The sequence below is a fragment of the Rhodoplanes sp. genome (assembly GCF_013377085.1).
Lineage (GTDB): Bacteria > Pseudomonadota > Alphaproteobacteria > Rhizobiales > Xanthobacteraceae > Rhodoplanes.
In genome coordinates this window covers 53865-75643 of sequence record NZ_JACAAX010000016.1, presented here as the reverse complement: position 1 = coordinate 75643, position 21779 = coordinate 53865, and the positions used below count along the sequence as shown (strand labels likewise).

At 70.1% G+C, this 21779-nt stretch carries 19 protein-coding genes; 12 read left to right on the top strand and 7 right to left on the bottom strand.

Features of this window, described 5'->3' with window-relative positions; genetic code table 11:
- Window positions 1-42 precede the first annotated feature (42 nt).
- Together HXX10_RS13340 and hutC are read left to right on the top strand one after the other, a co-directional pair.
- Entirely contained in the window at window positions 43-849 is an 807-nt protein-coding gene (locus tag HXX10_RS13340; protein WP_296522808.1) for a universal stress protein, read from the top strand.
- 77 nt (window positions 850-926) lie between these two features.
- Window positions 927-1691, top strand: a complete 765-nt coding sequence (hutC, locus tag HXX10_RS13335) for a histidine utilization repressor (protein ID WP_296522806.1) — start codon at window positions 927-929, stop codon at window positions 1689-1691.
- A 131-nt stretch (window positions 1692-1822) separates the two neighbouring features.
- Here hutC and hutH read toward each other — a convergent pair whose 3' ends face one another.
- Entirely contained in the window at window positions 1823-3364 is a 1542-nt protein-coding gene (gene hutH, locus HXX10_RS13330) for a histidine ammonia-lyase (protein WP_296522804.1), read from the bottom strand.
- Between the two features lie 137 nt (window positions 3365-3501).
- On the opposite strand from hutH, the gene HXX10_RS13325 reads away from it, so the two are divergent.
- The 7 genes from HXX10_RS13325 (at window position 3502) to HXX10_RS13295 (ending at window position 13662) form a co-directional block, all read left to right on the top strand.
- Window positions 3502-4452, top strand: a complete 951-nt coding sequence (locus HXX10_RS13325) for an ABC transporter substrate-binding protein (RefSeq protein ID WP_296522803.1) — start codon at window positions 3502-3504, stop codon at window positions 4450-4452.
- Between the two features lie 329 nt (window positions 4453-4781).
- Entirely contained in the window at window positions 4782-5555 is a 774-nt protein-coding gene (locus HXX10_RS13320; RefSeq protein WP_296522802.1) for an ABC transporter permease, read from the top strand.
- Entirely contained in the window at window positions 5552-6337 is a 786-nt protein-coding gene (locus HXX10_RS13315) for an ABC transporter ATP-binding protein (protein ID WP_296522801.1), read from the top strand. Before HXX10_RS13320 ends, HXX10_RS13315 begins: the two co-directional genes overlap by 4 nt.
- A 377-nt stretch (window positions 6338-6714) precedes the next feature.
- Window positions 6715-7872: an alpha-hydroxy acid oxidase gene (locus HXX10_RS13310; RefSeq protein ID WP_296522800.1), complete on the top strand. Its 1158-nt coding sequence runs from the start codon at window positions 6715-6717 to the stop codon at window positions 7870-7872.
- A 472-nt stretch (window positions 7873-8344) separates the two neighbouring features.
- Complete coding sequence (locus HXX10_RS13305; RefSeq protein WP_296522799.1) at window positions 8345-9322, top strand: tripartite tricarboxylate transporter substrate binding protein; 978 nt, start codon at window positions 8345-8347, stop codon at window positions 9320-9322.
- A 650-nt stretch (window positions 9323-9972) separates the two neighbouring features.
- Entirely contained in the window at window positions 9973-11796 is a 1824-nt protein-coding gene (locus HXX10_RS13300; RefSeq protein WP_296522798.1) for a glycosyltransferase, read from the top strand.
- A gap of 51 nt (window positions 11797-11847) precedes the next feature.
- A complete protein-coding gene (locus tag HXX10_RS13295) occupies window positions 11848-13662 on the top strand; it encodes a hypothetical protein (protein WP_296522797.1) in 1815 nt (604 codons plus the stop codon).
- Here HXX10_RS13295 and HXX10_RS13290 read toward each other — a convergent pair.
- The 5 genes from HXX10_RS13290 to HXX10_RS13270 form a co-directional block, all read right to left on the bottom strand.
- Entirely contained in the window at window positions 13659-14291 is a 633-nt protein-coding gene (locus HXX10_RS13290; protein ID WP_296522796.1) for a DUF488 family protein, read from the bottom strand. The two genes, HXX10_RS13295 and HXX10_RS13290, sit on opposite strands and share 4 nt — an antisense overlap.
- A 214-nt stretch (window positions 14292-14505) precedes the next feature.
- Entirely contained in the window at window positions 14506-14922 is a 417-nt protein-coding gene (locus tag HXX10_RS13285; RefSeq protein WP_296522795.1) for a hypothetical protein, read from the bottom strand.
- A gap of 140 nt (window positions 14923-15062) precedes the next feature.
- Window positions 15063-15620 (bottom strand): HNH endonuclease, encoded by a 558-nt coding sequence (locus HXX10_RS13280; protein ID WP_296522794.1) that lies wholly within the window; start codon window positions 15618-15620, stop codon window positions 15063-15065.
- A 143-nt stretch (window positions 15621-15763) separates the two neighbouring features.
- On the bottom strand, window positions 15764-16447 hold the full coding sequence (locus HXX10_RS13275) for a prolyl oligopeptidase family serine peptidase (RefSeq protein ID WP_296522793.1): 684 nt from the start codon (window positions 16445-16447) through the stop codon (window positions 15764-15766).
- 16 nt (window positions 16448-16463) lie between these two features.
- Window positions 16464-17135: a DNA-3-methyladenine glycosylase 2 family protein gene (locus HXX10_RS13270; RefSeq protein WP_296522792.1), complete on the bottom strand. Its 672-nt coding sequence runs from the start codon at window positions 17133-17135 to the stop codon at window positions 16464-16466.
- 200 nt (window positions 17136-17335) lie between these two features.
- Here HXX10_RS13270 and lptF point away from each other — a divergent pair, with 200 nt between their 5' ends.
- Both lptF and HXX10_RS13260 read left to right on the top strand, forming a co-directional pair.
- Entirely contained in the window at window positions 17336-18496 is a 1161-nt protein-coding gene (gene lptF, locus HXX10_RS13265; RefSeq protein ID WP_296522791.1) for an LPS export ABC transporter permease LptF, read from the top strand.
- Entirely contained in the window at window positions 18493-19710 is a 1218-nt protein-coding gene (locus HXX10_RS13260) for a glycosyltransferase family 4 protein (RefSeq protein WP_296522790.1), read from the top strand. Before lptF ends, HXX10_RS13260 begins: the two co-directional genes overlap by 4 nt.
- On the opposite strand, the gene HXX10_RS13255 is transcribed toward HXX10_RS13260, so the two are convergent.
- On the bottom strand, window positions 19686-20738 hold the full coding sequence (locus HXX10_RS13255) for a glycosyltransferase (RefSeq protein ID WP_296522789.1): 1053 nt from the start codon (window positions 20736-20738) through the stop codon (window positions 19686-19688). The two genes, HXX10_RS13260 and HXX10_RS13255, sit on opposite strands and share 25 nt — an antisense overlap.
- A 187-nt stretch (window positions 20739-20925) precedes the next feature.
- Here HXX10_RS13255 and HXX10_RS13250 point away from each other — a divergent pair, with 187 nt between their 5' ends.
- Window positions 20926-21777, top strand: a complete 852-nt coding sequence (locus tag HXX10_RS13250) for a hypothetical protein (RefSeq protein ID WP_296522788.1) — start codon at window positions 20926-20928, stop codon at window positions 21775-21777.
- Window positions 21778-21779 lie beyond the last annotated feature (2 nt).

The window sequence follows — 21779 nt, the reverse complement described above, 5'->3', positions numbered from 1 at the left end:
AAAACGCGGCGGTGCATCGATCATCGCCCATGGAGGAACGACATGGCTCTGAAGAACCTTCTGGTCCACCTCGACACCGGGTCGCGCGCCGCCGAGCGGCTGGCGCTGGCGGTGCGGCTCGCCGAGCGCCATCAGGCGCGGCTGACCGGCGTGTTCGGCCAGCTCGCCGAGGCGCACCGGGTCGGCGTGGTCGCCGACTGGCCGCCGGCCGTCTATGCCGACGCCGCCGCCGCCAGCCGCACGGCGTTCTCGTCGGCCGCCGGCAGCCTGCGCGATGCCGAGTGGATCGACCTCAACCGCGGCGGCGAGGACGAGATCCTGCATCGCCTCGGCGCGCTCGCCACCTATTTCGACATGACGGTCGTCGGCCAGCACGAGGACTCGGTGCGCCGCATCGTGCCGGCCGATCTCGCCGGCCATGTCTGCAGCGCCAGCGGCCGGCCCGTGCTGGTCGTGCCCTATGCCGGGCATTTCCCCGATGTCGGGCGGCGGCCGATGTTCGCCTGGAGCGAGAGCGCCAGCGCAGCCCGCGCGCTGGAGGACGGGCTGACCCTGGTGACGACGGACGCCGACGCGCTGGTGCTCTATGCCTACGAGCGCGAGCAGCGCAGCGAGTTCGCCGAGCGGGCGTTGGCGCATCTCAAGAGCCACGGCGTCGCGGCCCAGTTCGAGCCTTTCGCGCTCGAGGACGAGACCATGATGGACGTGCTGTTGAACTTCGCGTCCGACCATGGCGCCGATCTGATGACGCTCGGCCTCACCGGCCGCGCCAGCCTGTCGCTGTTCGATCGCGGCCGGCCCAAGCCGACGCTGCGCGAGCTCACCGTGCCGGTGCTGTGCGCGTGCTGAGGTGTCGCTCGTGAGCGCGTTCGAAACGACGACCGGACCGGGCGTTGGCTGAACGCGCTCCGGAGTCTGGAGGACCCATGTCGACCGCGGGCGGACGCGCCAGGACGGAGCAGCCGATCGAGCGGTCGCTGCACCAGCGCATCCGCGCCGACATCGAGGATCGCATCCTGTCGGGGGCCTGGAGCCCGGGCCACCGCATTCCCTTCGAGCACGAGCTGATGGCGCAGTACGGCTGCGCCCGCATGACGGTCAACCGGGTGCTGTCGAGCCTGGTGGAGGCCGGCCTGATCGAGCGTCGCCGCCGGGCCGGCAGCTTCGTGCGCCGGCCGGTCGGGCAGTCGGCGGTGCTGCGCATCCCCGACGTGAAGGCCGAGGTGCTGGCCCGCGGCGAAACCTATCGCTACGAGCTGTTGTCGCGCGCGCGGCGGCGGGCGACCCGCGAGGACCGCGGCCGGATCGCCGTCGCCGCCGGCGCGCCCGTGTTGGCGCTGCTGTGCCGGCATGTCGCCGAGGACCGGCCCTATGCGCTGGAGGACCGGCTGATCGCGCTCGACAGCGTGCCCGAGGCGGCGGCGGCCGATTTTGCGGCCGAGCTGCCCGGCACCTGGCTCTTGCGCCACGTGCCCTGGCACGAGGCCGAGCACACCATCGTGGCCGCCGGCGCCGATGCGGCGATCGCCGAAAAGCTCGCCGTGCCGGTCGGCACCGCCTGCCTGGTGATCGAGCGCCGCACTTGGCGCAGCGACCAGCCGATCACGGCGGTGCGGGTCTGGTATCCGGGCGACCGCCAGAAGCTCGTCGCCCGCTTCACCCCGTCGACCGACGCCGGCGCCGGACGGTGAATTCTCCTTTGTCATTCCGGGGCGCCGCGCAGCGGCGAGCCCGGAATCCATACTCACAGACAGGGGTTATGGATTCCGGGCTCGCGGGCCTTCAGCCCGCGCCCCGGAATGACGAACTGATCAGTTCGCGATTACGCCTCGTCCGCATCAAATCCCGGCAGCGCCATCGGGGCGGCTGCGTCGACCACGGCGCCGCTGCGCACCAGATTCGCGGCGGCGACGAGATCGGGATGCAGGTGGCGGTCGTCGTCGAGATGCGGAACGCGCGATCGCACCAGCCGGCGCACCGCCTCCAACGGCGGGCTGGACAGGAGCGGCGCGTGAAAGTCGCAGCCCTGCGCCGCCGCCAAAAGCTCGATGGCGATCACGTGCATGGCGTTCTCGACCATGCCGCCGAGCCGGCGCGCGCCGTGCGCCGCCATCGAGACATGGTCCTCCTGATTGGCAGACGTCGGAATCGAATCGACGCTCGCCGGATAGGCCCGCTGCTTGTTCTCGGCCACCAGCGCCGCAGCCGTCACCTGCGGGATCATGAAGCCGGAGTTCAGGCCGGGCTTTGGCGTCAGGAATGCCGGCAGGCCCGAGAGCGCCGGATCGACCAGCATGGCGATGCGGCGCTCGGCGAGCGAGCCGATCTCGCACACGGCGAGCGCGATCATGTCGGCCGCGAACGCCACCGGCTCGGCGTGGAAGTTGCCGCCCGACAGCGCCTCGCCGGTGTCGGCGAAGATCAGCGGATTGTCGGAGACGCCGTTCGCCTCGGTGGCGAGCGTGCCGGCGGCCTGGCGCAGCACGTCGAGGGCGGCGCCCATCACCTGCGGCTGGCAGCGCAGGCAGTAGGGGTCCTGCACGCGCGGATCGTCGGTCAGATGCGACGTGCGGATGGCGCTGCCGGCCATCAGGTTGCGCAGCGCGTCGGCGGTCTCGATTTGGCCGCGGTGACGGCGAAGCGCATGGATGCGCGGATCGAACGGCGTGTCGGAGCCGCGCGCCGCGTCGGTCGACAGCGCTCCGGTGACCAGCGCCGAGCGGAACAGCAGCTCCGACTCGAACAGCCCGGCGAGCGCATAGGCGGTGGAAAACTGCGTGCCGTTGAGGAGCGCCAGCCCCTCCTTGGCGCCGAGCACGATCGGCGACAGTCCGGCGTTCCCGAGCGCCTCGGCGGCGGGCCGGCGCGCGTCGCCGGAAAAAATCTCGCCGACCCCGATCATGGCCGCGGTCATGTGGGCGAGCGGCGCCAGATCGCCGGAGGCGCCGACCGAGCCTTGCGCCGGCACCACCGGGATCAGGTCCTCGGCGATCATGGCGGCGAGGAGGTCGAGCGTCGCGGGGCGCACGCCCGACGCCCCCTGGGCGAGGCTGGCGAGCTTCAGCACCATCATCAGCCGCGCCACCGGCTTCGGCATCGGCGCGCCGACCCCGGCGGCGTGGCTGAGCACGATGTTGCGCTGGAGCGTCTCCAGATCGGCATCGCCGATCCGCACCGAGGCGAGCTTGCCGAAGCCGGTGTTGATGCCGTAGACGGGCTCGCCTTTGGCGAGAATGCTCTGCACGGCGTCGGCGCTCGCCGCGACCTGCGCCCGCGTCGCCGGATCGAGCGCGACCGGAGCGCCGCGATAGATGGCGCGCCAGTCGGAGAGCGCAACGTCGCCGGGCGTGATGTTTGTCGTCATCGTCTCTTCCGCCTCCGCGAGGCCTCGCCGATGCCGCGGCGTTGCCTAAAAACCAGCCAATCTGCGTTATGTCTATACATTTGACACGGTTTGGCCCTTCTGTTCAAATCCGCCCGAATTTCAACGTGGGGGGTCCCATGCGGTTTGGAAAGCTGTCGGCGATCGCGTGCATCGCGGCATTCGGATTGGCCGGCACGGCGCAGGCCCAGAACACCAAGGTCGGTATCGGAATTTCGGGCTGGACCGGCTTCGCGCCCCTCACGCTCGCCGCCAAGGCCGGGATCTTCGAGAAGAACGGCCTCGACGTGACGCTGAAGAAGATCCCGCAGAAAGACCGCCACCTGGCGATCGCGGCCAACGACATCCAGTGCGCCGCCACCACGATCGAGACCTGGATCGTCTGGAACGCCGCCGGCGTCGCCACCAAGCAGATCTTTCAGCTCGACAAGTCCTACGGCGCCGACGGCATGGTGGTGCGCAACGACATCAAGTCGATCGCCGACCTGAAGGGCAAGACCATCGCGGCCTCGGCGCCCGGCACCGCGCCCTATTTCACGCTCGCCTGGTTCCTCAAGAAGAACGGCCTCACCGTCAAGGACGTCACCGTCGTCAACATGGAGCCCGGTCCGGCCGCGCAGGCCTTCCTGGCCGGCCAGAACGACGCCGCCATGACCTACGAGCCGTATCTCGGCGCGGTGCGCGACAAGCCGGAGGCCGGCAAGATCATCGCCACCACGCTCGACTATCCGATGATCATGGACACGGTCGGCTGCACGCCGAAGTTTTTGGACGAGAATCCGAAGGCCGCGAAGGCGCTGGCCGACAGCTACTTCCAGGCGCTGGAGATGATCGCGGCCGACAAGCAGAAAGCCTACGAGATCATGGGCGCCGACGTGCGGCAGTCGGCCGAGGACTTCGGCAAGTCGGCCTCCTATCTGCGCTGGCAGGACAAGGCGGCGAGCCAGAAATTCCTGAGCGACGAGATCTTCAGGTTCTCCGACGAGGCCGCCGCCATCCTGCTCGAGGCCGGCATCATCAAGCAGAAGCCCGACATCAAGGCCATTGTCGACGACCGCTTCGTGAAGTGATGCACGGCGCCACCTGACCCGCCGTGAAGTGACGCGCCGGCCGACCTCTCTCCACCCTCACCCTGAGGAGCGGCCGCAGGCCGCGTCTCGAAGGGCGAGGGTGGCCCCACACCCTTGGTGGCCACATGGTTCGAGACGCGATCCTGCGGATCGCTCCTCACCATGAGGAGGAGGGTCGTGCAAGGCACGACAGGACGGCGCCGGCTCCGAAAACCTGAAACGAACGTCCGGGTTGCGTCCTCGGCCGTTGACTCCGCAGCCTCCGCGCGTCTTTTACGGGGATCTTTCACGGTCCCCCGGCCCCGGGCGCCCGAACGAGACATCAGCCCATGAAACCGCTCGAGCCGGTCGGCAGTACCGCCAAGATCGTCTTGGGCATCCTGTTCTTCGTGCTCCTGTTCGCGGCGTGGTCGTGGGCGACCTTCGGCGGCTATGTGTCGAAGACGTTCCTGGCCGATCCGCTGACCATGCTGCGCGACGGCTGGGAGCTGTTCGTGCTCTACGGCTTCCTGCACGACATCGGCATGACGGTGTGGCGCGTGTTCGGCGGCTTCGTGCTGGCCGCGATCGTCGCGGTGCCGCTCGGCATCGCCATGGGCGCCTACAAGCCGATCGAGGCCTTCTTCGAGCCCTTCGTCTCGTTCGCGCGCTACCTGCCGGCCTCCGCCTTCATCCCGCTCTTGATTCTGTGGGCCGGCACCGGCGAGGTGCAGAAGCTGATGGTGATCTTCATCGGCTCGGTGTTCCAGATCATCCTGATGGTCGCGCTGTCGATCGGCGGGACACGGCGCGACCTGGTCGAGGCCGCCTACACGCTCGGCGCCCGCGACCGCGGCATCGTCGCCCGCGTCATGCTGCCGGCCAACGCCCCGGAGATCGCCGAGATCCTGCGGCTCGTGCTGGGCTGGGCCTGGACCTATGTGATCGTCGCCGAGCTGATCGGCGCGTCCTCCGGGATAGGCCACATGATCGTCGACAGCCAGTCGCTGCTGGCGACCGGCCAGATCATCTTCGGCATCATCGTCATCGGCGTCATCGGGCTGGTCTCCGACTTCCTGTTCAAGGCCGTCAACCGCGTCCTCTTCCCGTGGAAGTTCGCATGACCAAGCTTCTCGTCGAGGGGGTGTCGCGCCGCTTCCCGGGCCGCAAGGGCGCAGGTCCCACCCGCGCGCTCGAGCCGATGACCATCGGCGTGGCGCAGAACGACTTCATCACGGTGCTGGGGCCCTCCGGCTGCGGGAAGTCGACGCTGCTGCGCATCGTCGCCGGGCTCGACCGGCCGACCACCGGGCGCGTGCTGCTCGACGGCCACGAGGTGAAGGGGCCGGGCGCCGATCGCGGCATGGTGTTCCAGTCCTACACGTTGTTCCCGTGGCTCACGGTCGCCGAGAACATCGCCTTCGGGCTCGCCGAGCGCGGCATGCCGGAGGCCGAGCGCGCCGCGATCGTCGCCGACTTCGTGAGCAAGGTCGGGCTGAAGGGCTTCGAGCATCACTGGCCGAAGCAGCTCTCCGGCGGCATGCAGCAGCGCACCGCGATCGCCCGTGCGCTCGCCAACGATCCCGAGATCCTGCTGCTCGACGAGCCCTTCGGTGCGCTCGACACCCAGACGCGCGGCCTGATGCAGGAGATGCTGCTCGGCATCTGGGAGCGCGAGAAGAAGACCGTGATGTTCGTCACCCACGACATCGAGGAGGCGATCTTTCTCGCCTCGCGCGTGGTGGTGATGACGGCGCGCCCCGGCCGCATCAAGGCCGACATCACGGTGGACCTGCCGCATCCGCGCGACTATCACCTCAAGACGACGCCGGCCTTCTCCGAGCTCAAGGCGCGCCTCACCGAGGAGATCCGCGCCGAGGCCGTGCTGGCCGCGACGGAGCATTGAGGGACAATTTTATGGTGAAGCGGCCCCGTTTCCGCTCGTCCCCGCGAAGGCGCTACGGGATGCACACATCGCTTGCCATGCATGAGAGCGTCATGCGCGGGCTCGACCCGCGCATCCATCGATTTTCGCAAAAATGCTTTGTTCGCAGGATGATGGATCGCCGGGTCAAGCCCGGCGATGACGACGGTGGGGAAGGCGCTCTTTTTGCCGTACCACCAGATGGTCTCGACAAAACGAGATCTGTGCATCCCGTAGCGCGAAGGCGGGGACCCAGGAGCGGCACGACGTGTGGCCTTGGATTCCTGCGTGCGCGGGAATGAGCGGAGTGTGGGGCGAGTCCGGCGAAAACCGGTCTGCGCCCCGGGGATATCGAACAGATGACGATCGTCAATATCGACGACATGCGCGAGGCCGCGCGCTCGCGCCTGCCGAAGCTCTTTTTCGACTACATCGACGGCGGCAGCTTCGGCGAGACGACGCTGGCGGCCAACCGGCGCGACTTCGACGATCTGGTGCTGGAGCAGCGGGTGCTGGCGAGCGGCCGCATCCCGGATCTCGCGACGACGTTTTTCGGCATCCGGCATGATCTGCCGTTCATGCTCGGTCCGGTCGGGTTCCTGGGACTCTATCGCGGGCGCGGCGAGATGCTGGCGGCGCGCGCGGCGGCGGCGGCCGGCACGGGCTTCTGCCTCTCCACCTTTTCCATTGCCTCGATCGGGTCGCTGGCGCAGGCCGTGACGGGTGAGCTGCATTTCCAGCTCTACATGCTGGACGATCGCGGCCTGAACGAGGAGCTCCTCGCCGCCGCGGCGGAGGCGCGCGTCGCCACCCTGTTTCTCACCGTCGACTGCACCGTCACGGGCATCCGCGAGCGCGACGTGCGCAACGGCTTTCGCTCGGCGACGCGGCCGACGCCCGCCATGCTGGCCAGCATGATGATGCGGCCGGCCTGGCTCGTCGATCTGCTGCGGCTCGGCCTGCCGGCCGTCGAGGCGCTGGAGAAGCATCCGGAGTTCGGCCGCGGCGCACTCGAGCAGGCCGCCAGCCTGTCGCGGCGGATGGATCGCACGGTGAGCTGGGACGACGTCGCCTGGCTGCGCTCGCGCTGGCCCGGCAAGCTGGTCATCAAGGGCATCCTCTCCCGCGCCGACGCCGCGCTGGCCCGCCAGGCGGGGGCCGACGCCATCGTGGTGTCAAATCACGGCGGCCGCCAGCTCGACGGCGCGCCGTCGACCATCTCGGTGCTGCCCGGGATCATCGACCATGTCGGGCGCGACTTCGACGTGCTGGTCGACGGCGGCATCCGCCGCGGCGCCGACATCGTCAAGGCGATCGCGCTCGGCGCCTCCGGCGTGCTGCTCGGCCGCGCCTATGCCTTTGCCTTGGCGGTCGGCGGCGAGGCCGGCGTCGCCCAGGCGATCGACATTCTCCGCACCGAGATCGCCATCACGCTCGCTTTGATGGGCCTCGGCTCGATCGACGAGCTGAAGGCGGCGGGTTCGTCGGTGGTGCGGCGGGTGGGCGGCCCGACCTAGAGCGGGTTCAGCAAAAGTGGCTCCCGGTTTTGCGTCGGAACGCGCCCCGGGATTTGGGAGTAGGAGCGTTTTCTTCGGGCGAACCGGTTCGCACTTCGCTTGGAGACTCTCTCGCCGGGAGTTCCTTCGGAGGCGGGAACGCGGTCCCGGGACGCAAGTTCGACGCCGTCCGTGTTTCGGTTTTCGAGGGCTAGAGCGGCGAGCGTGACATGACTGCGCCGCCTCCCACGACCCGCAGTCCTCGCAGGGATGTGGCCATGTTCGGTGCTGCACCGCACATGCATTCGGGCGTGCTACCGGCCGTTCGGGCCGGCCCGCTGGCGTGATCCTCGTTTGTGCGGATGATGCATCATTGCTCGAAGCGCAGGTGATCCACCTGCGAGCGGCGGACCGACCGGTCTGATGCCGCCTCACGTCTGTCACGCCCATCGCCGACCTCGCGCCCATCCTGGGCCGACCGCAGGGGACTACCATGCCCTCCAAGACCGCGACACGCACAGCCTTTACGGTGGCGGCCGGCCTTTCGGCGTTGTCACTGGCGTTTTCGGCCGCCATCGCACCGGCGCTGGCCGAGTACCCCGAACGCAACATCACGCTGATCGTGCCCTACGGCGCCGGCGGCGGCACCGACATCGGCGCCCGCATGCTGGCGACCGATCTGGAGAAGCTGCTCGGCAAGTCCGTGACCGTCGAGAACCGGTCGGGCGGTGGTGGCTGGGTCGGCTGGGGCGCGCTCGCGCAGGCGCGGCCGGACGGCTACACGCTCGGCCTGTTCAACGTGCCGAGCCTCTATGCCGGTTATCTCGACCCGCAATACAAGCGCACCGAGACGCTCGACAGCTTCACGCCGCTGGTCAGCCATGTGCTCGACTACAATGCGTGGTCGGTGCGCGCGGACTCGCCCTACAAGACCGTCAAGGACGTGATCGAGGCGGCGCGGGCCAAACCCGATACGCTCACGGTCACGACCTACGGGGTCGGGTCGGACGATCATCTCGCCCTCCTGTCCAACCAGGCGGAGAGCAAGGTGAGGATGATCGCGGTGCATTTCCGCAGCACGGCGGAAGGCAAGACCCAGGCCCTCGGCGGCCACATCGACGTTCTCAGCTCGAACGTCAGCGAGATCATCGCGGAGGCGCGGTCGGGTTCCTTCCGGGGGCTCGGCGTGATGGCGCCGGAGCGCTCGCAGTTCCATCCGACGGTTCCGACCTTTCGGGAGCAGGGCTTCAACCAGGACTGGTCGGTGTCGCGCGGCATCGCGGCGCCCGCCGGACCGCCCAAGGACGTCCAGGCCAAGCTGCTCGCCGCGCTCAAGACGATTTTGACGTCGCCGGAGCACAAGCAGAAGGCGGAGACGTTCGGCCTCCTGGTCCACATGATCAAGGGCGACGACAACAAGAAGTTTCTCAAGGACAACGAGATCGCCACCAAGAAGCTGACCGGCTGGTGAGCGGCCGGCGTCGAGCCGGTCTCGACGTCCGCCGTCTGCCCGGCGAGTGCGCGCCCGAAGGCCGGGCGCGCCTCGCAGCGCGTCTTGGCCGCGCTCCTGGTCGGTCTTCGAACGCGGTCTGGCCGCCTGCCATCTCGCGGGGTGATCATCCCGCCGCCGTGCCGGCCGGGTGGCGTCGATTCGTCTCGAGCGCGGCGAACGCGCGCTTTCGCGCCTGCCCCCGATAGGCCAGCGCCAGCCGCGCGGCGCGCACAGGTCGTCGCCGGCCCGGCCCGACAAATCCAGTAGCCTGTCCTCGATCTCGTATCGAGGAACCTGGGCGCCGTCGTCGAGGACGTGGCGGACGCCGACGTCGTGCGCGGTGTACGGCGCGTGCAGCCAGGCTGCTCCGCAGCCGATCGCGGCCGCGAAAACCAATCCTTGAGATAGAGTTCGTCGAGCATTAAAGCCGCAGGTGGCGGAACCGGCGTGCGGCGTTATGGGCGATCATGTCCGAGGGTTTCCCTGGTCGGTGGCGTGGAGGTATGGTTTACGTAATCGGCTAGCCCACCGAGAATCGCCGCTCGCTGTCCAGGCCGTCCCCCTCGCGGGGCGCCGCGATTCGGCACCGGCTGATCGTTGGCGGAAGCGAGACCTGTTTCGGGCGGATCATGACGCATAACGACGGTTCCAAGCTGCCTTCCGCTGATGCGTTTCTGAGGATCCTCGAGGACTACGGCGCCGCCGACTGCCGCTACGACTTCTGTGCCGACGTCAAGCGGCTCCTTTTCGTGCCCGGCGCACCGAACACGCATCGCAGCGTGCTGAACCTGTTGCCGAGCCGGCACGATTGGCAGATCGAGGATCTCCTTTGCTTCGATCACCACGAATTCGTCGAGCTGGCGAGCTTCGCCCTGCGCGGACGGCGGCCGAGCCCCGCCGAGTATCGGACGTTCGACACGGAAGACCGGGTCTGGCGGAAGCTCGACTTCATTCTCGCGCTCGACGCCGAGAACCGCCGCGAAAGACGCGGCCCGAAGGTGAAAGGCATCGAGTGGGAGGCGAGGCTCTGGCGGCTCGCGGACCGGCTGCGCCGCCCCGGCCTGCTGCTCCTGCGTCGGCTGATCCTGAAAATCTTCCGGGAGAGGGTGCGGCGGCTCTCGGTCAGGCTGGGCGCCGCCCTCTCGCTGCGGCGGCTCACCTTCGAATGCCTGCATCGGCTGAACGAGGTGCAGTCGCGGTCGGCGCGCCGCGCCAGGAAGGTCGTGATCGCCAATCTCTATCCGGTGTGGCCGGTGACGCACGGTGGCCAGCGGCGGGTCTTCTTCCTCGCCCGTGAGTTGTCGAAGCACTTCGACGTCGAGATTGTCGTTCCCCATCGGCTCGGCAGCAACAGCAGCCTGTCGTTCGGCCCCGGTTTCCAGGAGATCAGGATCGCCACCGAGACCGGCTTCAATCGTCTGGCAGACGCCGTCGACGACACGGTGAAGATGGCGTCCGACGCGGCCTATGCCATGTACTGGCAGGAATGTCGGGCCTATCAGCACGTCCTGGCCGAGAGGCTCCGCGACGCCGACATCGCGATCAGCACGCACGCCTACTCGATCGGCGCGCTGATCGACGCGCTGGGCGACCGCTCGATTCCGATCGTCTACGACGCCCACAACGTCGAGGTGCGGCTGAAGCAGCCGCTGCTGGAGCGCCATCCGGCGCTGCTCGAGGCCGTCCGGACCATCGAGCGCACCGCCGTCGAGCGCGCCGACCTGATCGTGTCTTGCTCCGAGGACGATCGGGACGGCCTCGTCGCCGAGTACGGCGTCGATCGTGCCAGGATCGAACTCGTCGAAAACGGGGTCGATGCGCTCGGGGTTCCGCGCCTCGCGCCGGACCAGCTCGACCGGGTGCGCGCGGATCTGGGCATCGGCTCGCGCCTGGTGGCGATTTTCGGCGGTTCGTATCACTACCCGAACTTCGAGGCGGTCGCGCGGATCCTCCGGGCGGCGGAACACCTGCCGCACATCGTCTTCCTGCTCGTCGGCACGGTCTGCTGGCACGACATGACGAAGGCGGCCAAGCCCGACAATGTCGTGTGCCTCGGCGAGATCGACGAAAGCACCAAGTGGGCCGCCTATCTGATCGCCGATGTCGCGTTGAACCCGATCGACTCCGGGTCGGGCAGCAACATCAAGCTGTTCGAGTACGCCGCCGCCGGACTTCCGGTGATGACGACGCGGTTCGGCGCGCGCGGTGCCGGGTCGCCGCTTCGCGAGCACCTGATCCTGGTCGAGACCGGGGACATCGAGACCTCCCTGCGGAACCTCGCGGCGATGGAGCGCGAGGAGCTCCGCCGGCTCGGCGCCAGAGCCCGCGTCGCCGCCCGGGCGACCGCCGACTGGTCGTCGATCGGACGGCGCTATGCGGACCACGTCGCCTCGCTCCTCCGGACCGAGACGCGCGAGGAGGTGCGCCCGCCCATGGTCTCGTCCGATGCCTGACGGTGCTTCGGCCGCGACGCGCCGATGACGAGGACTTTCGGGGGACGCCGGATGGGTGACCACGCCGCGGGCGGCACGGTCTTGATCGTCGAGCCGCACCTCGAAGGCCGGTTCGGTCATCCGTGGCGCTATGCGCACGCTCTGGTCGATCGTCTCGCCGCCGCCGGATGGTCGGTGCGGATCCTGGCGCATGCGGTCTACGACGGTCCCGCCAGGATCGGCGATGCGCCGGTCGCGCCGGTGTTCTCGCGCTCCTATTACGAGCTCCGCGATCGCGACGCGGGACGCGGCGGGGGGCTGTGGCGACGACGCGACCCGTCGCGCGCCCGCAGCACGCTGTCGCCGTTCGCCGCGATCGTCCGCGACGCCTTGGCCTGCGAGCGTCGGCGGAGCCGCGACGTCCGCCTGCTCGTGCCGACCGCGACGCCGGCGATCCTGGCCGAGCTGTCGGCGCTGCCGCTGCTCCTCGACGGCGAGCTGCCGCCCACTGCGCTGCTGTTCCACGAGGAGCCCGAGCTTTACGCTCACTGGTATCGCCCGTTGCGGCTCGACGCGCTGCCGGCGCGCCTGCGGGGATCCGGATGGGGCGACGCGCTGCACTGCTTCGCGACCAACGCGCCGCTGGCACGACGCCTCGCCGATGTGCTCGGCGCGCCCGTCGACGACATCGGTGACGTGTTCGGCACCAGCGAGATCGACCGCCTCCGCGCCGTCGCCGCGCGCCCCGCGAACGGCGAGGCCGAGAGCGGCGGGCCGGGTGTCGTCGGTCGGCTCGCGGCGCTGAAGCGGTCGGGACGGCACATCGCCTGGTGCCCCGGGTCGATGCGTCCGGACAAGGGCCAGGGCCGGCTGCCGGCCATCGTGCAGGCGCTCGACGCCGATCCGCGCTTTCATCTCGTCGTGCAGGCGCCGACCGGGACGACCGGGCGATCCGCCGAGGTCGACGCGCTCGACGGGCACCCGCGCGTCACGGTGATCCGGGAGCTTCTGACCGATACCGCCTATGACGCGCTGCTCGGCCTCGCCGACGTGCTCCTGCTGCCCTACGACGCCGCGGTCTTCGGTCGACGGGTCAGCCGCGTGTTCCTGGAAGCCTCGCTCGCCTGCCGCCCGGTCGTCGCCTCCGCCGGGATCGCCGCGCAGGCCGAGGAGGAGGGCGAGGGCAGTCTCGCGGTCTTCGTGGACGACTGGACGTCGTGGCCCGCCCGGGCCGCCGTGCTGCTGGACGGTTCCCGTCGCGGCGGCGCGAGCGTCGACGGCACGCGGGACGGCGTCGCCGCGCGGCTGACGCGGTGGCACGCGATGACGGACCGGCTGACGGCCGAGCGAGCGCCGCGCGCCGCCCCGCGCCCCGTCCTCTATGTCCGCTCGGCGCAGCTCAGCGAGCACGCGGCGGCGCTGTGCCGCCGGCATCTCGCGCAACTCGCCGCGCGCGGCGTTCCGGTCCTCGAGCTCGTGGTCGCGGCGTCCGGCCGCGGCCGCCGGGCGCTGCGCGACGAGATGGTGGAACGGCTCGCCGACAGCGCCGCACAGCTCTCCGCCTGGACGCGCCGGCGCCGCGGCGCCGCCGGTGTCGCCGAGCGGCTGGTCGTGATCGCGACGTCCGCTCTCGCCCGCGGCCTGTCGATCCGTCACGGACGATCGCGAAAACCGGTCCCGCTCGATCCTCTCGTCCGCACCCTGCAGGCGCGCCGCCGTTTCGCCGGCATCGTGGTGCTGCAGGACGATGCCGACGCTCCGTTCCTCGTCCATGCGAGCGGCGTTTCGGTGCAGACGATGTCGTCAGGCGCCGGCGGCGAGTCCGCGGAGCCGGCGCTGGCGACGATCCAGGACGAGAGGTCCACGATGTCGGCGCCGACGCCCTAGTCGGGCCGCGCCGTGCGGCGCGCAGGCATGCCGCCCGCCCGCTCGGGCGTGGCGAACGCGTGCTTTCGCGCCTGTGCCCGGTAGGCCAGCGCCAGCCGCTCGGCGCGCGGCGCGAACAGGTCGTCGCCGGCGCGGCCCGACAGCGCCAGCAGCGTCTCCTCGATCTCGGACTGGGGAACCAGAGCGCCATCGTCGAGGACATGGCGGACATGGACGCCGCGTTCGGCCAGCGCGCGGCCGACCAGCAGGCAGCGGTGGCAGGTCAGCGGGTCGCGCTCGGCGCACATCAGGGCGATCCGGTATTTTTGGGCGCCGGCGATCACCCGGTCGAGTCCGTCCAAGAATCCCGGCGCCTGGGCCATCCGCTCGTAGTCGGCGACGCCGTCGCAATAGAAGCTTGTCTCGCGCGGCCGGCCGCCGAGCGCATCGCCCAGATGCGCGTAGGCGATGCCATTCTCCTGCAGGCTTTTCTGCAGGGGCTCGCGATTGAATTGCGGGTTCTGGCGCGACCAGGGGGAGCTGCGCACGTCGGCGATCGCGGTGATGCCGGCGCGGCGCAGCAGCGCGACGAACGCCTCCGCCGAATGGGCGGAGTGGCCGATGGTGAGCACCTCGACCGGAGCCGTCATCGCCTCGCTGGGCGCCTCGTCACGGATCGATCCCGGGGGCTTTGCGGAACGCCGTCATACGCTTTCCGGATGAAAAGCTCACCGTCATTCCGGGGCGCGCCGGAAGGCGCGAACCCGGAATCCAGCGGCAAACTCTGCGTTCTCGGCTGGATTCCGGGTCCGGCGCTCCGCGCCGTCCCGGAATGACCACCGAACGAATCATCCGAGACTCGTATCACTCCTGGTCGAGGAAATTCCCCAGCAGGCTGCCCGGCATGTCGATCGAGCCGTCCTCGGCGATGCTGTCCTCGACGTCGCGGACATAGGCGGGCGGCGATCCCCCGCTGGGGTCGAACGGCGTCACGGTGCCACCGTTCTGGTAGGCCGCCCAGGCCTCCGGCGTTCCGACATAGGCACAGCCGCAGCCCTTCGGGTCGGCGTAGACGTAGTAGCTCTTGCCGCCTTTCCGCCGGATCGCCAGCTTGTCGGGCGGAAACGACCGCAGCAATGCGAGCTTCTCGGGCGTGTCGGCGTATTTGACCTTGAACCCCGAGGCCGTGAACAGGTTGTTCGGCCGCGCGCGCTCCTCGGCACACACATACGCCGAAGCAGCACACAGCATCGCCATCGACAGCAGAACGGATCGGTCCATCGGAGTGGTTCTTCGTGTTCGCCGGGCGGTCCGGCAGGGGAGCGTCGGCCATCGTCCTGCCCGTACGAGGCAGGGTTCGGCCGAGCCGCGATCCATAGCACGGCGAATCGGGGCGGGCGTACGGGTGCCGCGCGAAGCCCTCACGGATCGAGCTCGGTGTCCCAGTAGAGATAGTCGAGCCACGAGTCGTGCAGGTAGTTGGGCGGGAACAGCCGGCCGTTGCGGTGCAGGTGGTTGACGCTCGGCTGGAACGGCACCTGGCCGGGCCGCATGCCGGACTCGGTCGGGGTCTTGCTGCCCTTGCGCAGGTTGCAGGCCGCGCAGGCCGTGACGACGTTGTCCCACGTCGTCTGGCCGCCGCGCGAGCGCGGGATCACGTGGTCGAAGGTGAGATCCTCGTGCTGGCCGCAATACTGGCAGGAGAAGCGGTCGCGCAGGAAGACGTTGAACCGGGTGAAGGCCGGATTGGTCGTCGGCTTCACGAAGGTCTTCAGCGACACCACGCTCGGGAGCTGCAGCTCCAAGGTCGGGCTGTGCACGGCCTTGTCGTAATGCGCGACGATGTTGACGCGATCGAGAAACACCGCCTTGATCGCGTCCTGCCACGACCACAGAGACAGCGGGTAATAGCTCAGCGGACGGAAGTCGGCGTTGAGCACGAGAACCGGCCATCCGCTCGGGGAAGTATGAGCGTTCAACGCTCCTCCACCTCGTTTCTCGGACCGCTGCAGCGCAGCAACCAGCACCCGTATCTTATAGGCAGGCGTGACAGCGTTGTGAAGCCGGACGGGTCCTCCTCGATTTTTCGTGACCTGCGGCGGTCCGGCGACACCGGCGCCGCTCAGCGGCTCCCGAATCGCCGCGCCAGCAGGGCGCCGCCGAGCCGCAGGCCGTCCTCGTCGATGCCGTGGCCGATTCCGTAGGAGATGTGCCATTCGGCCGGCACGCCCAGCACGGCGAGGCCATTGGCGGCCTGCATCAGGGCCTCGACGGGGATGAGCTCGTCCTCGGCGCCGTGCACCAAGAGCACCGGCGGTCGCGCCCGAACGTCCTTCGCCACCAGCTCGGCCGCCTCGGCGCCGCCGTCGTCGGGCAGCACCAGGATGCCCGAATAGCCGACGATTGCGGCCGGCGCGACGGCCCGGCGAAGGCCGACATGGAGCGCCATCATGGTGCCCTGGCTGAAGCCGACCAGCGCCAGCGCCTGGCCCGGCAGGTTGTGGCGGGCGAGCTCGGCGTCCAGAAAGGCGTCCAGCCCCGGGGCGGCGGCATTGACGCCGCGCCAGCGCTCGCCCGGCTCGCGGAAGGTGAGCGGGAACCACTCGCGGCCGACCGGCGCCTGGCCGCAGGGGCGCGGCGCATGCGGCGACACGAAGGCGGCGTCGGGCAGGATCTCCTGCCACATGCGGCCGATGTCGATCAGGTCGTTGCCGTCGGCCCCGTAGCCGTGCAGGAAGACGACGAGCTGGCGCGCCGGTCTTTTCGAACGCGGCTCCAGGCGGGGGCCGTCGAGCACTGCGGGCACGGGCATCTCCTCGAGGTCAGGGCGGCGGCCCGGGCAGCACGGGATCGCGCTGCTTGACGGTGCGATAATAGGTCCACAGCAGGAACGCCGCCACTCCGCGCCACGGCCGCCACGGCTCGGCGAGCGCCATCATGGCCTTGGCGGTCGGCCGGGCGTCGAGCGCGAAGGCGAGCCGCAGCGCCTCCTGCAAGGCGAGGTCGCCGGCCGGCCAGGCATCGGCGTGTCCCAGGCAGAACAACAGGTAGCTGTCGGCCGTCCACGGCCCGATCCCATGCACGGCGACCAGCGCCAGATGCGCCTCGTCGGCCGGCATCGCCGCGATCGCCTCGAGGTCGAGCGCGCCGGAGCCGAGCGCCCGGGCGATCTCCTTGAGCGACTTGATCTTCGGGGCCGACAGCCCGATCCGGGCGAGGCGTGCGGGCCGCGCTTTCAGCACGGCCGCCGGCTCGAACGGGTCGATCGCCGAAAACAGCCGCGCCCCGATGGCGGCGGCGCTGGCGGTGGAGAGCTGCTGGCCCAGCACCGTGGCGGCGAGCCCGGCGAAGCCGCCCGGCCGGCGTCGCAAGGGCGGCGGACCGCCGGTCGCCAGCACGGCGGCAAGCCGCGGGTCGGCGGCGATCAGGTAAGCGACGCCGCGGGCCAGATCGGCCTCGGTGTCGATCCGTGGCGGCGGGAGGGCAGGCGGCATCGGACCATCCATGGCCCGGAGATAAGCCCTCCGCCCCGCCGGCGGAACCCGGAATCCCGGCCGGTGGTCGGTGCGGCATGGCCGACCTCGCCCACGCCCCCTGCGACGCCGTCGCGTGCCAAGCGTCACAACATCGCCTATAAGATCGCCCGAATGGGCTGGCTGGCCGGCGGCGCGCCGGGCCCCCGCGACGAGACCCGATGGATTCGCTCGACCGATACGTGTTCAAGACCGGCTTCAACCTGTTCCTGCTGGTCCTGTGCAGTCTGACCGCGGTCATCTGGGTCACCCAGATCCTGCGCCAGATCGATCTGATCACCGGCCAGGGCCAGACCGTGCTGGTGTTCCTCGGGATCACCAGCCTGATCGTGCCGACCCTGATGCTGGTGCTGGCGCCGATCGCCATGCTGATCGCGGTCGTCACCACGCTGACCAAGCTCAACAACGACTCCGAGCTCGTGGTGATCAGCGCCGCCGGCGTGTCACCGCAGCGGCTGTTCCGACCCTTCCTGCTGCTGGCCGTCGTGGTCTGCCTGATGGTCGCCTTCATCGCCGCGTGGCTGTCGCCGTTCCTGCAGCGCGAGATGAACGAGCGGCTCGCCAAGGTCCGTGCCGACGTGGTCGCCAACATCGTGCGGCCCGGCACCTTCACGTCGATCGAGCGCGGCCTCACCTTCCACATCCGCGAGAAGCGCAGCGACAGCCAGTTCGGCGGCATCCTGATCGACGACTTCCGCGACCCTGCCGAGCGCGCCACCATCCTGGCCGAGCAGGGCAACATCCTGCAGACCGCCCGCGGCACCTATCTGGTGATGACCGACGGCTGGGTGCAGCGCCGCCGCAACGCCGACCGCGACCCGACCATGGTGAAGTTCGAGCGTTACGCCTTCGACCTCTCGCCCTACACGGTGGCGGGCCGGGTCTCCTACGGCCTGCGCGAGCGATATCTGTGGGAGCTGCTCTTTCCCGATGCGGACGACAAGCTGCTCAAGTCGGCGCCCAACCAGTTCCAGGTCGAGTTGCATGACCGCCTGGTCGCGCCGCTCTATCCGCTCGCCTTCGTGGTGATCGCCTTCGTGCTCCTGTGCACGCCGCGCTCGACCCGCCAGGGCCGGATGATGTCCACCGTGCTGGTGATCGCCGGCGTGTTCGGCCTGCGCATCATGGGCTTCGCCTGCATGGCTATCGGGCAGAGCTCGCCGGGCGCGCTCTATCTGCTCTATCCGGCCCTGCTCGGATCGATCGGCCTCGGCCTCTTCGCCATCTACACGGGCCGCGGTCTCGAGTACGAGACTGCCGTCGACTTCCGCATGATCCGCGACCGGCTGCTCGCCAGGCTGTCGCGCCCGGCGTTGCGGTGACGACGACCGCCGGCTCCCGGATCGCGCCGGCTGCCGCGCCGGCCCTGCGGATGGCGTTCGCGATCGTGAAGCTGTTTCCGGGCGGCGGGCTGCAGCGCGACTGCCTGGCGCTCGCCCGGGTCGTGCAGGCGCGCGGCCACGCGGTCGAGATCCTCACGGCCGAGCGGGCGGCCGGCGATTTCGCCGACGATCTCGCGGTGCGCGCGCTGCCGGTCGCGGCCCGCACCAATCACGGCCGGCAGGCGGCCTTTTCGACGCGCGTCGCCGCGGAGGCGGCGCGCTTCGATGCCGTGATCGGCTTCAACAAGCTCCCCGGCCTCGACGCGCTCTACTGCGCCGATCCGTCGATCGCCGCCCGGATGAGCGAGGTGCCCATTCTGGCGCTGCTGCCGCGCTACCGGGCATTTCGAGCCCTCGAGGCCGAGTCTTTTGCGCCCGGCCGGGCGACCCGGCTCCTGCTGCTGAGCAAGGCGCAGGCGGAGTCCTACCGCGCGGCCTGGGGCACCGAGCCGGAGCGCATCACGGTGCTGCCGCCGACCCTGTCGCTCGCCCGCCGCCAGCCGGCGCTGCGCCGCGACGGAACGCGCGACAACCTGCGGGCGGCGCTGGGGCTCGGCGGCGAGATCGTCTGGCTCGCCGTCGCCGTGCAGCCCGCCACCAAGGGGCTCGACCGCACCCTGCGGGCCCTGGTCCGGCATCCCGATGCGCGCCTCTTGGTCGCCGGCCTCGCCGCGACCGACAAGGCCGCCGGCGAGACCCTCCGACTCGCCCGAAAGCTCGGCGTCGCCGATCGCGTCATCTGGCTCGGCCATCGCGAGGATGTGCCGGCCGTGATGGCCGTGGCCGACCTGTTGGTGCATCCGGCGCGGCTCGACACCACCGGCACGGTCATCCTCGAAGCTGTTGTGAACGGCCTGCCCGTGATCGCCGGCGGCGTGTGCGGCTATGCGGAGCATGTGGCGGCGGCCGGGGCCGGGCTCGTCGTGCCCGAGCCGTTCGACGCGGCGGCATTTGCGACGGCGCTCGCCACGGCGAGCGATCCGGCCCGGCGGGCGGCCTGGTCGGCGGCCGGGGCGGCCTATGGAGCCAGCCCGGACCTCTACGCCGGGCGCGAAAAGGCCGCCGACCTGATCATCGAGACGGCTTCCGCCAAGGCTGCGGCGCGGGGCGGCCCGGCGCCGGTCGGGGCTCAGGCGGTTGCGCCGGTGAAATAGCGCCAGGCGAGCGAGGCGGCGCGGGCCGGATGCAGCCGGACGGCGTGCCACAGGAGCTCCGCCGCGCCGGTTCCGCCGGCGAGGTCCGGCCGGCGCAGCAGGGTCGCCAGGGCGCGCTGGGCGAGCTTTCGCTCGCGATGCGACAACGGCGTCGATGGGCTGAGAAGCGGGGCGAGGTCGACGGGCGTGCTCCCGGCCGGTGCGGTGTCGGGGTCGGCCAGCGCGAGCACCCGATAGAGCCGCGCATCCTCGGCGAAGAAGGCGGCGTCGCAGGCCGGATCGGTCCAGTCGGGCGGCGACGCGAGGGCTGCGGCGGGATCGGGCCGTCCGGCCCGGCGGGCGGCGGCGGCATGCTGCGCCAGCCGCACCGAGAAGCACTGCCGCACCTCCTTGCGGCTCGTGACATTGCCGGGATGCCAGCGGTAGCGAATCAGCGCCTCGGGCAGGTTCGCGACCTCGGCGACCTCGGCCACTCTCAACCAAAGGTCGTAGTCCTCGGCGGCCTCGAAGGCCGCGCGATAGCTGCCGAGCGAGCGCACCAGCTCGGTGCGCAGCATCAGCGAGGAATGGATGAACGGGTTGGTGCGGGCGAGCAGGTCGACGAGCTTGTGCGGATCGGTCTCCGGCGTCAGCCGGCCGATCGGCGCCCCGCTCTGGTCGATCTTGTCGGCCCAGCTCCCCAACAGGCCGAGGGCGGGCCGTGCCTCCATGACGGCGAGCTGGCGCCCGAGTCGGCCCGGTGCCGCCACGTCGTCGGCGTCGAGCCGGGCCAGGTAGGCCCCTTGTGCCGCCGCGACCGCGCAGGTCAACGCCGCCACCAGGCCGCGCCCCTGCGGCTGCAGCACCCGGACCCGGGCATCGCGCGCCGCCGCTTCGGCCAGAATCGCCGGGGTGTCGTCGGTCGAGCCGTCGTCCACGGCGATCAGCTCGAAGGCGCCGAAATCCTGCGCCAGCACGCTTTCGACGGCCTCGCGCACCCACGGACCGCCGTCGCGGACCGGCATTACCACCGAAACCCGGATCGTCATCGGTCCAGTATAGAGACACCGCGCCGCCGCGACGACCCCACCCGGACTAGCCCCACCGGGGGCGCGGCCGGTCGGCTCCGTCCGAAAGCCGAGGCTGGCGCAATCCGGCCCGATTCCGTATGACGGAGACATGCCGCGGGCCTTGTCGGATTATACGTTGCGTGAGTGGGCCCGGTTGCGCCCGCTCATGCACATATTCAAGACGGCGCGATATCGCGCCGTCGACACCGCCTATCGGCGGCGGCCGGCGGTCGTCGGCGATGTCGGCGCGATCATGCGGGAGATCGCCGGGCGCAACGTGCTCGTCACGGTGGCGTTCGCCGACGTCAATGCGGCGCGCTGGCAGATCGCGCTGCTGCGCCACTACGTTCCCGACGTCGTCCATGTCATCGCCGACAATTCGCCGACGCCCGAGACGGCGACGCGCCTGCGCCACGTGGTCGAGGCGGAGGGCGCGCTCTACCTGCAGCTTCCGCCCAATCCGTGGACCGGGAAGGCGCCGAGCCGTTCGCACGGCATCGCGCTGAACTGGACCTGGCACAATCTGATCCGCCCGGCGGCGCCGCACGCCTTCGGCTTCATCGACGACGATCTGTTTCCGACCGCGCCCGACGATCCCTTCGCGCCGCTCGCCGAGCAGGACGTCTACGGCCAGGTCCGCCGCAACGGCGAGCGCTGGTTCCTGTGGGCCGGCTTCTGCATGTTCCGCTTCGACAAGGTCGCGGGCCTGCCGCTCGACTTCGGCCAGGACTGGTTCATCGGGCTCGACACCGGCGGCGGCAACTGGGAGCCGCTGTACAGCCATATCGACCTCACGACGATCCGGCAGGCGGAGACGCGGTTCGTGCCGTTCCGCCCCGGTCTCGCCGTCGAGGACGGGCCGCTGCAATGGGTCGGCGCGTGGCTGCACGAGGTCGGCCTGATGGGGCGGTCCGATTTGTTCGAGGAGAAGCGCGACAGCGTCGAGGCGATCATCATGCCTCATCTCGCCGCCGCCATGCGGCCCTTCGTCGAGAAGGAGACCGCGGCCTCGTCCTGAGG

Excerpts from the sequence above, each read along its gene's own strand:
- HXX10_RS13320 (WP_296522802.1), top strand. The coding sequence starts at position 4,782 with ATGAAACCGCTCGAGCCGGTCGGCAGTACCGCCAAGATCGTCTTGGGC.
- HXX10_RS13250 (WP_296522788.1), top strand. The coding sequence starts at position 20,926 with ATGCACATATTCAAGACGGCGCGATATCGCGCCGTCGACACCGCCTAT.
- HXX10_RS13290 (WP_296522796.1), bottom strand. The coding sequence starts at position 14,291 with ATGACGGCTCCGGTCGAGGTGCTCACCATCGGCCACTCCGCCCATTCG.
- HXX10_RS13295 (WP_296522797.1), top strand. The coding sequence starts at position 11,848 with ATGGGTGACCACGCCGCGGGCGGCACGGTCTTGATCGTCGAGCCGCAC.
- HXX10_RS13255 (WP_296522789.1), bottom strand. The coding sequence starts at position 20,738 with ATGACGATCCGGGTTTCGGTGGTAATGCCGGTCCGCGACGGCGGTCCG.
- HXX10_RS13325 (WP_296522803.1), top strand. The coding sequence starts at position 3,502 with ATGCGGTTTGGAAAGCTGTCGGCGATCGCGTGCATCGCGGCATTCGGA.
- HXX10_RS13285 (WP_296522795.1), bottom strand. The coding sequence starts at position 14,922 with ATGGACCGATCCGTTCTGCTGTCGATGGCGATGCTGTGTGCTGCTTCG.
- HXX10_RS13305 (WP_296522799.1), top strand. The coding sequence starts at position 8,345 with ATGCCCTCCAAGACCGCGACACGCACAGCCTTTACGGTGGCGGCCGGC.
- lptF (WP_296522791.1), top strand. The coding sequence starts at position 17,336 with ATGGATTCGCTCGACCGATACGTGTTCAAGACCGGCTTCAACCTGTTC.
- HXX10_RS13340 (WP_296522808.1), top strand. The coding sequence starts at position 43 with ATGGCTCTGAAGAACCTTCTGGTCCACCTCGACACCGGGTCGCGCGCC.
- HXX10_RS13300 (WP_296522798.1), top strand. The coding sequence starts at position 9,973 with ATGACGCATAACGACGGTTCCAAGCTGCCTTCCGCTGATGCGTTTCTG.
- HXX10_RS13315 (WP_296522801.1), top strand. The coding sequence starts at position 5,552 with ATGACCAAGCTTCTCGTCGAGGGGGTGTCGCGCCGCTTCCCGGGCCGC.
- HXX10_RS13270 (WP_296522792.1), bottom strand. The coding sequence starts at position 17,135 with ATGCCGCCTGCCCTCCCGCCGCCACGGATCGACACCGAGGCCGATCTG.
- hutC (WP_296522806.1), top strand. The coding sequence starts at position 927 with ATGTCGACCGCGGGCGGACGCGCCAGGACGGAGCAGCCGATCGAGCGG.
- hutH (WP_296522804.1), bottom strand. The coding sequence starts at position 3,364 with ATGACGACAAACATCACGCCCGGCGACGTTGCGCTCTCCGACTGGCGC.
- HXX10_RS13310 (WP_296522800.1), top strand. The coding sequence starts at position 6,715 with ATGACGATCGTCAATATCGACGACATGCGCGAGGCCGCGCGCTCGCGC.